Origin of the sequence: Nonomuraea rubra (assembly GCF_014207985.1) — a bacterium.
Lineage (GTDB): Bacteria > Actinomycetota > Actinomycetes > Streptosporangiales > Streptosporangiaceae > Nonomuraea > Nonomuraea rubra.
The window spans coordinates 10,308,352-10,321,008 of the sequence record NZ_JACHMI010000001.1 but is presented as its reverse complement, the minus strand read 5'-3'; the positions used below and the strand labels follow the sequence as shown (position 1 = coordinate 10,321,008).

The 12,657-nt window shown below is 71.0% G+C and carries 10 protein-coding genes; 4 read left to right on the top strand and 6 right to left on the bottom strand.

Features of this window, described 5'->3' with window-relative positions:
• Positions 1-43 precede the first annotated feature (43 nt).
• Positions 44-1,513: a phosphodiester glycosidase family protein gene (locus tag HD593_RS46970; RefSeq protein ID WP_185109387.1), complete on the bottom strand. Its 1,470-nt coding sequence runs from the start codon at positions 1,511-1,513 to the stop codon at positions 44-46.
• Positions 1,514-1,774: 261 nt separating this feature from the next.
• Here HD593_RS46970 and trpS point away from each other — a divergent pair, with 261 nt between their 5' ends.
• Positions 1,775-2,737 (top strand): tryptophan--tRNA ligase, encoded by a 963-nt coding sequence (gene trpS, locus HD593_RS46965; protein WP_185109386.1) that lies wholly within the window; start codon positions 1,775-1,777, stop codon positions 2,735-2,737.
• 60 nt (positions 2,738-2,797) lie between these two features.
• Here the strand turns inward: trpS and HD593_RS46960 are convergent, their stop codons facing one another.
• The 5 genes from HD593_RS46960 to HD593_RS46940 all read right to left on the bottom strand — a co-directional run bounded on the left by HD593_RS46960 (position 2,798) and on the right by HD593_RS46940 (position 8,278).
• Positions 2,798-3,829: a methyltransferase gene (locus tag HD593_RS46960; RefSeq protein ID WP_185109385.1), complete on the bottom strand. Its 1,032-nt coding sequence runs from the start codon at positions 3,827-3,829 to the stop codon at positions 2,798-2,800.
• A 29-nt stretch (positions 3,830-3,858) separates the two neighbouring features.
• Positions 3,859-4,233, bottom strand: coding sequence for a cupin domain-containing protein (locus tag HD593_RS46955; protein WP_185109384.1), 375 nt, complete (start codon positions 4,231-4,233; stop codon positions 3,859-3,861).
• 18 nt (positions 4,234-4,251) lie between these two features.
• On the bottom strand, positions 4,252-5,868 hold the full coding sequence (locus tag HD593_RS46950) for a PucR family transcriptional regulator (protein WP_185109383.1): 1,617 nt from the start codon (positions 5,866-5,868) through the stop codon (positions 4,252-4,254).
• Positions 5,869-5,934: 66 nt separating this feature from the next.
• Positions 5,935-7,563 (bottom strand): AMP-binding protein, encoded by a 1,629-nt coding sequence (locus HD593_RS46945; RefSeq protein WP_185109382.1) that lies wholly within the window; start codon positions 7,561-7,563, stop codon positions 5,935-5,937.
• A 13-nt stretch (positions 7,564-7,576) separates the two neighbouring features.
• A complete protein-coding gene (locus HD593_RS46940) occupies positions 7,577-8,278 on the bottom strand; it encodes a TetR/AcrR family transcriptional regulator (protein WP_185109381.1) in 702 nt (233 codons plus the stop codon).
• A 55-nt stretch (positions 8,279-8,333) separates the two neighbouring features.
• Between HD593_RS46940 and HD593_RS46935 the strand changes: the two genes are divergently transcribed.
• The 3 genes from HD593_RS46935 to HD593_RS46925 all read left to right on the top strand — a co-directional run bounded on the left by HD593_RS46935 (position 8,334) and on the right by HD593_RS46925 (position 12,654).
• Entirely contained in the window at positions 8,334-9,782 is a 1,449-nt protein-coding gene (locus tag HD593_RS46935) for an MFS transporter (RefSeq protein ID WP_185109380.1), read from the top strand.
• A gap of 86 nt (positions 9,783-9,868) precedes the next feature.
• Complete coding sequence (locus HD593_RS46930; protein WP_185109379.1) at positions 9,869-11,149, top strand: aspartate aminotransferase family protein; 1,281 nt, start codon at positions 9,869-9,871, stop codon at positions 11,147-11,149.
• Entirely contained in the window at positions 11,146-12,654 is a 1,509-nt protein-coding gene (locus HD593_RS46925; RefSeq protein ID WP_185109378.1) for a CoA-acylating methylmalonate-semialdehyde dehydrogenase, read from the top strand. The genes HD593_RS46930 and HD593_RS46925 overlap by 4 nt, the downstream gene beginning before the upstream one ends.
• Positions 12,655-12,657: the final 3 nt, after the last annotated feature.

Below are 12,657 nucleotides of genomic sequence, written 5' to 3'. Positions count from 1 at the left end.
TACCGGGGAAGCGGAGCCGGGTTACCGGGGATGCAGGGCCGGGTTACTGGGGAAGGACGAGCAGGGCGTCGCCGACCGCGCGCTCGGCGCCGTCCGACGGGCGGTTGACGACCTTGTTGCCGACGACCATGGCCGTGGAGCCGCCGCCGTCCAGGTTGATCGCCTGCGTGGCGCCCAGCCAGCGCATGAACTGGGCGGCCTCCACGAAGTTGGCCCCCACCGTCACCCCGGGCTGGCGCCCGTCGATGGTGGCCAGGATCAGGCTGCCGTTGCGCGTGGTGCCGAGGAGCGTGCGCGGGTGGCGGCGCAGGATCATGTTGATCGAGTCGTGCCCGTCCAGCTTGGCGGTGATCTTCACCTTGCCGTTGCGGACGAGGCCGACGCCGCCCGCGACCACGTTCAGCTCAGGGGTGAGCTGGAGCGCCCGCTTCGTCCGCAGGTCCACGAGCTTGGTGTCGATCTGAACCTTCCAGTCCTGCCAGGCGTGCTCGTTGAGCCAGTCGGCGGCCACGCCGTTGCCGTGCAGCACCCGCATGCCGGCGGTCACCGCGCCACCCGACGCGCGGAGCCCGACGACCTTGTTGGTCGCGTCGATGACGGCGTCGACGCCGCCGGTGGGCGTCTTGGCGCCGTACTCCTCCGTGTAGAGCACCAGCTCGTCCGTCGTGGTGGCCCGGTTGATGCCGTTGACCTCGACCCTCTCGCCGTCCTGGGAGATCGCGGTCACGGTCGACTTCAGCTCGGTGATCTTCGCGGTACGGCCCTTCAGCACGACCGCGGAGCGGCCGGGCACGGCCTCGCTGAGCAGCTTGCCGCCCACGACGGACGCGCCGAGGGGCTCGCCGCGCAGCGCCGGGGAGGTGTGGATGTTGAAGAAGCCGCCGTTGATCCCGAGCAGGGCCTTGCGGGCCTTGACCATCGAGGAGACGGTCTCCCGCTTGGCCACGCTGGCGCCGAGCGAGGCGGCGTACGTGCCGCGGAACGTCCTGACGTCGATCAGGGCGACCTTGACGTTCCACGGGCCGGTGGTCTTGGCCCCGTCGTCACCGAGGTAGTCGACCTTGACCTTCAGGCCCGCTTCCTTGAGCTTCTTGGCCATCGCGTCGGCCTTCTTCTTGTCCTTTAAGGACCACAGGCCGACGCGGACCATGTAGACGGTCTGGGAGGGGGCGTCGGCGACGGCCGGCCGGACGACCTCCTGCACGCTGGGCGTCTCACCGGCCGCCTCCACCTCCGCGGCCACCGCCTCGGCCGTCGAGAGCGACCCGGCGTCGCGGCCGTTGGGCATCAGGATGCTCACCGTGTAGCCGTCGGTGGAGGTGCCGGCCTTCACGTCGTACAGGTCGATGCCCTGCGCCACGGCGGTCATCGTCTTGGCCGGCACGGATCGCGCGCCCAGCGGGAACTTCGCCGACGGGAACCGCACCGACTGCTGCTCCGCTGTCGCGGGTAGCGCGGTGAGGGTGAGCGCCGCGGCTATGGCCAGGCCGCCGGCGAGGGTGCGTCGAGACATGAACTCTCCAGAGGGCGGAAAAGGGACCGCACCATAGTGGCGAGATCAAGGTCTCCGGGGCAGCCGAACGCGCCAAAGGAGTAAAGAGGTTACGGAATCGACACAAGAACCGGGTACCCTTTGAGCATGACTCGCTTCCGCATGTGGTGGCGGCCGGCAGACGGCCGCTGAATTCCCATGCGCGGGCCGTCCTCGAGACGGCCCCCGGAAGCGGAGGGTTCCTCTCCAGGACGGCGACGATCCTGAGAGGAGAGAGACCTGATGAACGACGTGGTGCTGACCGGTGACCGGCCGACGGGGCCGCTGCATCTGGGCCACTATTTCGGCTCGCTGGCCAACCGGGTCCTGCTGCAGGACCTCCATCCCATGTACGTGCTGATCGCCGACTACCAGGTGATCACCGACCGCGACGTGCCGGGCGAGATCCGGCGGCACACGACCGAGCTGCTGCTCGACTACCTGGCGGTCGGCGTCGACCCGGCCAAGGTGACGATCTTCCAGCACAGCGCGATCCCCGAGCTGAACCAGCTGCTGCTGCCGTTCCTGAGCCTGGTGTCGGTGTCCGAGCTGCGGCGCAACCCCACGGTGAAGGACGAGATCGCGCACAGCTCCCAGTCGGCCGTGAGCGGCCTGATGTTCACCTATCCGGTGCACCAGGCGGCCGACATCCTGTTCTGCAAGGGCACGCTGGTGCCCGTCGGCAGGGACCAGCTCCCGCACCTGGAGGTGGCGCGGCTGGTGGCGCGCCGCTTCAACGAGCGGTACGGCGAGGTGTTCCCGCTGCCCGAGGCCATGATGGGCGCCCAGCCGCTGCTGAGGGGGCTCGACGGCGGCAAGATGAGCAAGAGCCGCGGCAACGCGATCGCGCTCTCGGCGACCGAGGACGAGACCGCCGCCCTCATCCGCAAGGCCCGCACCGACGCGGAGCGGCTGATCACGTTCGACGAGGAGCGCAGGCCCGAGGTGGCCAACCTGCTCACGCTGGCCGGGCTGTGCCTGGATCGCCGGCCGGCCGAGCTGGCCGAGGAGATCGGCGACGGCGGCGCCGTCACGCTCAAGCGGGTGGTCACGGAGGCGGTCAACGAGTTCCTGCGGCCGATCAGGAAGCGCCGGGCCGAGCTGGATGAGGGCGACGTCAGGCGGATCCTGGCCGAGGGGAACGAGCGGGCCCGCGAGCGCGCGGTCCGCACGCTGGGGGAGGTGCAGGCCGCGATGGGGTTCTAGCGGCGTACACAGGCGTCGTGGCGTACACAGGCGTCGTGGCGTGCGCGGGCGTGGTGGGTGCTAAGGGTGCGCTGGTTTCCAGGCCACGGCCAGCTCCGTGGTGGGGGAGCCGAGCGGGCGGCGGTGGCGGATCCGGTGGAGGCCGGCCGCCCGCAGCAGGCCCGCCACCTCCTCCAGCCCGCGCACCCTGCCGCCCACCGCGACCAGGTAGTTCAGGTCCAGCAGGCGCAGCAGGGTGCGGCTGGCCCGGCCGGGCATGCGGCTGTCGCCGAACTGGTCGCCGACCACGAGCACGCCGCCCGGGTTGAGCGCCGCCGCCAGCCGCCGGAGCAGCAGGGCGGCCTCCTCGTCGCTCAGCCCGTGCACGATGTTGAACAGCAGCACGACGTCGTACCCGGTGCCCAGGTCGTCCTCCAGGAACGAGCCGGCCCGCGGCGTCAGCCGGGGGTGGGACGCGGCGGTTTCGAGCGCGTCCGGCAGGTCGATCACGGTGGCCCGCAGACGGGGGTGGCGGCGCAGCAGGGCCAGGCTGAACAGCCCGTGCCCGCCGCCCACGTCCAGCACGTGCCGGGCGCCGCGCGGCACGGGGACGGCGCGGGCCGTGGCAGGCGCCTGCCGGGCGGCCATCGCCGCCGTCCACGCGTGGAACGAGCGCGACAGCTCGGGATCGGCGGCCAGCGACGCGTAGAACGGCGTGGCGGGCGTGCCGTCGCGCACCGCCTTCTCCAGGCCGGGCCAGATCACGCAGGCCGTGCGCTCCCAGAAGGCCAGGCCGGGCAGCAGCGACGTGGGCGAGCCGGTGGTGAGCCAGCGCCGCGCGGTGCGCGTCAGGCGGTAGCGGCCGCGGCTGACCCGCAGGTAGCCGAGGCCGGCCAGGGCGCGTAACAACACGCCGGTCGCGTGGGGTTCGAGGTTGAGCGCGGCGGCCAGCTCGCCGCCGGTGGACGGGCGCTCCCGCAGGGCGTCGAAGATCCCCGTCCTGGCCGCCGCGACGAGCGCGTGCAGGCCCATGGCGCCGAAGTAGTCGAACATCGGAGGCACGATCGACAGCCGGTGGGCCGCGGCTTCGAGAGCGTTGTAGAAGAGGGGCACACTTGCGACGGTAGGTCGCGCGGGGCCGGCTAACGCGCCTGGTACACCTTGCGCAGCGTCTCGTGCACGATCCAGGTGGTCTTCGCGCCCTCGGCCAGCAGGCACACGTCGCCGGGCCCCACCTCGACGGTGGTGCCGCCCTCGACGGCGATCGTGGCGCGCCCCGACAGCACGACGAAGAGCTCGTCGCGTTCCACGTCCGTCACGACGCCCGGCGTGATCTCCCAGATGCCCCGGCCGCCGCCCAGCTCCAGGGAGGAGGTGACGGGATCGCCGGCGACGATCTGCGCGGGGTCGAGGTCGTCGGGGGTCAGCCGTACGTCGTGGACGGGCACGGAGAAGGCTCCCGCCGTGGCGAGCATCCGGCTGAGGTCGGCCACGTCGGGCACCAGCACATCAGACATATCGCCCATTCCAGCACATCAGCGGCTCTCCCGGCGGAAGGACTCCAGTGCCAGCAGCGCCACGTGCAGCGAGAGGCACGACTCGACGTCGTCCAGATCGGTGTCGAGGATGCGTTCGAGGCGGCGCAGGCGGTCGTAGAACGCGGGCCTGGACAGGTGGGCCTTCTGTGCCGCGACGGCCTTGTTGCGGCCCGAGTCCAGGTAGACGCGCAGGATCCGGGTCAGGTCGCCGCCGCGCTGCGCGTCGTGGGCCAGCAGCGGGCCCAGCTCCCGCTCGGCGAACGTCTGCAGCCGCGCGTCGTCGCGCAGCAGGTGGAGCAGGCCGCGCAGGCGCAGGTCGGGCAGCCGGTAGAAGGGCCGGCCGTCCGGCTGGCGGACCGCCACGTCCGCCACCTGCTCGGCTTCGAGGAAGCTGCGGCGTACGTCCCTGATCGACTCCACCACCGAGCCCGCCGCCAGCACGAACGCCGTGCCCGGCCCCCACAGCACGCGCAGCCGCTCGGCCAGCGAGGTGAGCGCGGGCTCCGCCTGGGTACGCGGCGGGAGCGGCAGCAGCACCCCCACCCGCTCCTGGTCGAGCGCGCCCACCAGGGCGGGCAGGCGGGCGTCGCGGCAGGCGGCGGCGGTCGCCTCGGCCAGCTCGCCGAGCTGCGCCTGCCCGTCGAGGGCCTGGTCGATGTGCTCGGTCGGCCTGATGACCACGCTGATCAGCTTGCGTCCGGTGAGCGGCACGCCCACCGCGCGGGCGCGGGCGGCGGCCTCGTCGGGGTCGGCGTAGGCGTGGGTCAGGATGCCGGTGATGATCGTGCCGTGCGCCTGGCGTTCGAGGGACTCCTGGTGGCGCTCCAGCAGGCGGCCCAGCGCCAGCGTGGTGGCGGCGCGCTCGGCCAGCACCAGGTCGCGCGGCGACGGCGCCGCGTCGCAGAGCAGGATGAGCCGCCCCCAGTCCTGCCCGCGCGCCCCGACCGTGGTCACCAGCCAGCCGGAGGCCGGGTCGTACGCGGTGCGCTCGGCCGGCGCCACCGTCCGCGACCTGGTCTCCCACCCCGCCAGCAGCGCCCCGGCGTCGCGCCCGGCGGACTCGGCGGCGAGCACCTGGTGCGCCAGGTTCTCCAGCAGTACGGGACGCCCCGACAGGCGTGCCACCTGGGCCAGCACCTCTGCCGGCGAGGCGCCCTCGACCGACAGCTCGGTGAAGACCTCATGCAACTGCTCCGAGGCCCGCAGCTCTTCGAGCTGGATGTCGATGATCCGCTCGTGCACCGACTCGGTGATCTGCACGAACGGCGTCTCGCGGGTCAGCACGATGACCGGGAACCCGTGCTCCTCGGCCGACTTGACCACGGCCCGCGGCAGCTCGCGGACGAACCTGCGGCCCAGCTCCACGATCAGCCCGGACGCCCCGACGGAGGACAGCTCGCCGATGTAGTCGGCGAGCTTCTCCGGGTCCTCGGGCAGGGCCACTCCCGTGGTGAGCACCAGCTCCCCGCCGCGCAGCAGGTGGGCGATGTCGGCGATCTCGCCCACGTGCACCCACCGCACCTTGGTGTCGAGCCGGTCGGCGCCCGCGACCACGCGCGGGCTGCCCCGGCGTACGGTCTCCAGGGCGAGGACGTCGGCGATGGTGGGCAACACGGGGCAGAGCCTAGCCGATCAGGCTGTAAGAACGGCCATGGGTCGATTTACACTTTGCACCCATTGTCATGGATTGAGGTCCTCCTCGCGGTACTCCTTGCGCGGCTCGCGTACGCGCAGCTCAACCCGGCGGATCTTGCCCGAGATGGTCTTGGGCAGCTCGTCAAACTCCAGCCGCCGCACCCGCTTGTACGGTGCCAGCTCCCTGCGGCAGTGCTCGAAGATCGACCGGGCCGTCTCCTCGCCCGGCTCGAACCCGGGGGCGAGCGTCACGTACGCCTTCGGCACGGCCAGGCGCACCGGGTCGGGCGCGGGCACCACGGCGGCCTCGGCGACGGCGGCGTGCTCCAGCAGCACGCTCTCCAGCTCGAACGGCGAGATGCGGTAGTCGGAGGCCTTGAAGACGTCGTCGGTCCTGCCCACGTAGGTGATGTACCCGTCGTCGTCGCGGGTGGCGACGTCGCCCGTGTGGTAGAAGCCGTCGCGCATGGCCTCCGTCGATCCACCGACATATCCGGACATGAGGCCGAGGGGGCGGCGGGCGTCCAGCGGCAGGCAGATCTCGCCGTCGTTCCCCTGCTCGCCCGTGATCGGGTCGATCAGCACCACGTCGTACCCGGGCAGCGGCAGCCCCATCGAGCCCGCCTTGACCGCCTCGCCCGGGGCGTTGCCGATCTGCGCCGTCGTCTCCGTCTGGCCGTAGCCGTCCCTGATCGTGATGCCCCACGCCTTGGCCACCTGGTCGATGATCTCGGGGTTCAGCGGCTCGCCGGCGGCCACGGCCGTACGCAGGGGCAGCTTCCACGCCGCCAGGTCCTCCTGGATGAGCATCCGCCACACGGTCGGCGGCGCGCAGAACGTGCTCACCCGCTCGTCGCGCAGCACCTCCAGCAGCGCGGGCGCGGAGAAGCGCCGGTAGTCGTGGACGAGCACGGTGGCCCCGGCGTTCCACGGGGCGAACACGTTGCTCCACGCGTGCTTGGCCCATCCGGGCGAGGACACGTTCAGGTGCACGTCGCCGGGCCGCACCCCGATCCAGAACATCGTCGACAGGTGCCCGGCCGGGTAGGAGGCGTGCGTGTGCTCGACCAGCTTCGGCTGCGAGGTGGTGCCGGAGGTGAAGTAGAGCAGCAGCGTGTCGCCCGCGCGGGTCTGCTCGTCGGGGGTGAACCGGTCGTGCGCGTGGTAGGCGTCGTGGTACGGCAACCAGTTGTAGGCGTCGCCCACGGCGATCTTCGTGTACTCGCCGGCCGGGAACTTGCCCGCGTCGGAGGCATTGGCGATGACGTGGGAGACGTGCCCGCGCTCGATCCGCTCCACGATGTCCTTGCCGGTCAGCAGCGTGGTCGCCGGGATGACGACCGCGCCCAGCTTCATCACGGCCAGCAGCGACTCCCACAGCTCGGCCTGGTTGCCCAGCATCAGCAGGACCCGGTCGCCCCGGCGCACCCCCTGCTCGTGCAGCCAGTTGGCGACCTGGCTCGAACGTTCGGACAACTCGGCGAAGGTGTAGGTGGCGCTGCTCTCGCCCACGATCTTGAGAGCGACGGCGTCGGGCGTCTCGGTGGCCAGCACGCCGTCGAACCAGTCGAGCGCCCAGTTGAACGCGCCCAGCTCGGGCCAGCGGAAGTCGCGGCGGGCGGTGGCGGCGTCGGCCCCGAGCAGGAAGTCACGGGCGGCACGGAAATCGCTCATGCCGTGGATCCTGCTACGTCGGCAGCCGCCGCTCAAGACCGTCGAGCACCGACACGAGCCCGAAGTCGAAGGCGACCTCCCGCACCACGCGCGGATCCTCCGTCTCGGTCATCTGATGGCTCTCCCGCATGTGCGGGTACCTCGCGGCGAGCCGGGCGACCGCCGACTTCATCTCCTCGGCGTCGTACTGCTCGGCGCCCGACTTGGCGTTCCAGGCGATCTCGGGGATCGTCATGCCGAAGATGTAGGCCGTCAGCGTGGCGATGGCGTAGTCGGTGTCCAGCCCGGTGAAGCCGGCCTGCTTGAACATCCTGCGCATCTCGTTGGCGACGTGCAGCGCGTTGGGGCCGAGGGCGGGCAGGCGGCCGATGAGGTCGGCCGACCACGGGTGGCTCAGGATCACCTGCCGCATGCTGTGGGCCAGGACGGAGGCGGCCTCCCGCCAGCCCACCTCGTCGGGGTCGGGGACCGTCATCTCGCCCCACACCTCGTCGTAGACCAGCTCCAGCAGCTCGTCCTTGGTGGCGACGTACCAGTACAGGCTGGTGGCGCCCGCGCTCAGCTTCGCGCCGAGCCTGCGCATGCTCAGCCCGGACAGCCCCTCCTCGTTGAGCAGCTCGACCGCGGCTCTGACGATCTCCTCCCGGGTGCGGCCGGGACTGGCGGCCTTGCGGGGTTCGCGCAGCCACACCGAGGAGAACGTCTTGCCTGTCATACCCCCAGGATAAATCCACTCGCACAGTGTTCGAGGGTTGTCGTACACTGTGCGAGTGACCTCGAACACTGTACGAGACCCCCGTCGATGGTGGATCCTCGCCGTCCTTTGCCTGGCGCTGCTGGTCCTCGGCATCGACAACACCGTGCTCAACCTGGCCATCCCCTCGCTGAACCAGGAGATGGGCGCGACGCCGTCCGACATCCAGTGGATCATCGACGCCTACGTGCTGGCCTTCGCCGGCCTGCTGCTCACCTCGGGCAGCCTGTCCGACAAGTACGGCCGCCGCCGCTTCCTGATCATCGGCCTGGTCTTCTTCGGCGGCGCGTCCCTGCTGGCCGTGCTCGTCACCGAGCCCTGGCAGCTCATCGCCGCCCGCGGCCTCATGGGCGTCGGCGGCGCGCTCGTCATGCCGTCCACGCTGTCGATCCTGATGACCGTGTTCGACGAGGAGGAGCGGCGCAAGGCGATGGCCGCGTGGAGCGCCGTGGCCCTGATCAGCCTGGTCTCGGGGCCGACCGTGGGCGGATTCCTGCTGGAGCACTACTGGTGGGGCTCGGTCTTCCTGCTGAACATCCCCATCGCCGCGGTCGCCGTCGTGGCCGCCGTCGTGCTCATGCCCGAGACACGCAGCGAGGGCAGGAAGATCGACCCGGTGGGCGTGGTGCTGTCGATCGTCGGCCTGACCGCGGCCGTCTACGTGATCATCGAGCGCGAGTGGAACATTCCCGTCATCGTGCTGGCCGTCGCCGCCCTCGTCGCCTTCGTGATCTGGGAGCGGCGCCAGGACGAGCCGATGCTGCCGCTCTTCCTGTTCGCCAACCGCAACTTCAGCGGCGCCTCCTTCTCGATCCTGCTCATGTCGTTCGGCGCCGGCGCCGTGATGCTGATCCTCACCCAGTACCTGCAGTTCGTGCTGGGGTACGGGGAGATGCAGGCCGGGCTGGCCATGCTGCCGTACGCCGTGGCCGCCGCGATCTTCAACGGCGTGGGCGCCGGCCTCGGCAAGAAGCTCAGCAACCGGGTGCTGGTGTTCGCGGGGCTGCTGCTGATGGCAGGCGGCTTCGTCGTCATGGCGCTGACCACCGGCTTCCTGCCCCTGGCCACCGGGCTGGTGATCATGGGGATGGGTGGCGGCCTGGCCGGTCCCGCCGCCTACACCTCCCTCATGGGGGCCATCCCCGTGGAGCGCGCCGGTGTCGGGTCCGCGCTCAACGACACCGTGCAGCAGGTCGGCATGGCGCTCAGCATCGCCGTGCTGGGCAGCGTGCTGGCCACCCGGTACACCTCCGAGATGCCCGGCTCCCTGCCCGCTCTGGCCAGGGAGTCGATCGGCGGCGCCCACACCCTGGGCTTCGCCGAGGCGGGCAACCAGGCGTTCACGTCGGCGATGCATCTGGGGTCGTGGGTGGGCGCCGCGTTCTGCGTGGCCGCCGCGCTGCTCGCCGTCACGGTGCTGCGCCCGGCCGCGCCCGTCGCCTCTCCCGAGCTCGCGAAGGTCTGACGCCTTCCACTGTGTAAACCAAGTCGCCTCCCCTCCGACATGTTGCGGGTAGGAGCCCTCCGTCTGGAAAAGGGATACTCGGTAACATGTCGGAGCTTCTCGCGCGCCACCGGGCAGTGATGCCGAACTGGCTGGCCCTCAACTACAACGACCCCATCGAGATCGTCAGCGGCAAGGGCAACCGCGTCATCGACGCTGACGGCAAGAGTTACCTCGACTTCTTCGCCGGGATCCTGACCAACATGATCGGGTACGACATCCCCGAGGTACGTGAGGCCGTCGAGCGCCAGCTCGCCACCGGTGTGGTCCACACCAGCACCGTCTACCTGCTGCGCGGCCAGATCGAGCTGGCCGAGAAGATCGCGCGCCTGTCCGGCATCCCCGACGCCAAGGTCTTCTTCACCAACTCCGGCACCGAGGCCAACGAGACCGCGCTGCTGCTGGCCACGTACGCGCGCAGGAGCGACCAGGTGCTGGCCATGCGCCAGAGCTACCACGGCCGCAGCTTCGGCGCGATCAGCGTCACCTCCAACCGGTCGTGGAAGAACAACTCGCTCTCCCCGCTCAACGTGCACTTCCTGCACGGCGCCGACCGGCACCTGACCCAGTTCAAGGGCCTGTCGGACGCCGACTACATCCGGGCCTGCGTGGACGACCTGCGCCACGTGCTGGCCACGTCCGTCTCCAACGACGTCGCGGCGCTGATCGCCGAGCCGATCCAGGGCGTGGGCGGCTTCACGATGGCCCCCGACGGGCTGTTCGCGGCGTACAAGGAGGTGCTGGACGAGCAGGGCATCCTGTTCATCTCGGACGAGGTGCAGACCGGCTGGGGCCGGACCGGCAGCGCGTTCTTCGGCATCGAGAACCACGGCGTCACCCCCGACATGATCACGTTCGCCAAGGGGCTCGGGAACGGCTTCGCGGTCGGCGGCATCGTCGCGCGCGGCGACCTCATGGACGCCCCGCACGCCGTCGGCCTGTCCACCTTCGGCGGCAACCCGATCTCCATGGCCGCCGCCAACGCCACCCTCGACTACGTGCTCGACCACAATCTCCAGGCCAACGCCGCGCGTACCGGCGAGATCATCATCGGCGGGCTCAAGGCCGCCGCCGAGCGGCTGCCCGTCGTCCAGGACGTGCGCGGCAAGGGCCTGATGTTCGCCGTCGAGCTGCAGAGCCCGGCCCAGGCCGCCCGCTTCATGGAGCTGACCAAGCAGGCGGGCCTGCTGGCGGGCAAGGGCGGCCTGTACGGCACCGCCATCCGCATGGCCCCGCCCCTCACGCTCACGGTGGACGAGGCCACCGAGGGCCTGGGCATCATCGTCACCGCCCTCGAAACGATCGACGCAGAGGCAGCAGCGCAGTGAAGTCCGTGAAGCACTGGATCAACGGAGCCCTCGCGGACGGCGACGCCGCCCGTACCGCGGAGCTCTTCAACCCCGCCACCGGCGCGGTGAGCGGCAGCGTCGCGCTGGCCTCCGCCGCCGACGTGGACGCCGCCGTGGCGGCGGCCGCCGCGGCCTACCCGGCCTGGCGGGACGCGTCGCTGACCAAGCGGGCCGGCGTGCTGTTCCGCTTCCGCGAGCTCATGTACGCCCACCGCGACGAGCTGGCCGCGCTGATCTCCGCCGAGCACGGCAAGGTGCACTCCGACGCGCTCGGCGAGGTGGCCCGCGGGCTGGAGGTCGTGGAGTTCGCCTGCGGCATCCCGCACCTGCTCAAGGGCGGTTACTCCGAAGGCGTCTCGACCCGCGTCGACTCCTACTCGATCAGGCAGCCGCTGGGCGTGGTCGCCGGGATCACGCCGTTCAACTTCCCGGCGATGGTGCCGATGTGGATGTACCCGGTGGCGATCGCGTGCGGGAACACGTTCGTGCTCAAGCCGTCGGAGCGGGACCCGTCGGCCTCGCTGCTCATGGCGCGGCTCTGGCAGGAGGCCGGGCTGCCCGACGGCGTGTTCAACGTCGTGCAGGGCGACAAGGTGAGCGTGGACCGGCTGCTGGAGCACCCCGACGTGCGCGCCGTGTCGTTCGTCGGCTCCACCCCCATCGCGAAGTACGTCTACGAGACCGGCACCGCGCACGGCAAGCGGGTCCAGGCGCTCGGCGGCGCCAAGAACCACATGCTGGTGCTGCCCGACGCCGATCTGGACCTGGTGGCCGACTCGGCCGTGTCGGCCGGGTTCGGCTCGGCGGGCGAGCGGTGCATGGCGATCTCCGTCGTGCTGGCCGTGGACCCGATCGGCGACGAGCTCGTCGAGAAGATCGTCGAGCGGGTCGGCCGGCTGACCGTCGGCCCCGGCGACGACCCCGGCTCCGAGATGGGGCCGCTGGTCACCGGTCCGCACCGCGACAAGGTGGCCTCCTACCTGGACCTGGGAGTCGAGGAGGGCGCCAAGCTGGTCGTGGACGGCCGCGAGACGCCCGTCCTGGGCGGCGGCAGGGCCGCGGACACGCCCGGCTTCTGGCTCGGCCCGACGGTGCTCGACCACGTGCCCGCCGGCTCCCGTACGCACACCGAGGAGATCTTCGGCCCCGTGCTGTCGATCGTCCGGGTCGGCTCGTACGAGGAGGGCCTGGGGGTGATCAACGGCGGCATGTACGGCAACGGCACCGCCATCTTCACCAACGACGGCGGCGCGGCCCGGCGCTTCCAGAACGAGGTCGAGGTCGGCATGGTGGGCATCAACGTGCCGATCCCGGTGCCGATGGCCTTCTACAGCTTCGGCGGCTGGAAGTCCTCCCTGTTCGGCGACACGCACGTGCACGGCACCGAGGGCGTGCACTTCTACACCCGCGGCAAGGTCGTCACCTCCCGCTGGCTGGACCCCTCGCACGGCGGCGTGAACCTGGGCTTCCCGACGAACGGGTAACCG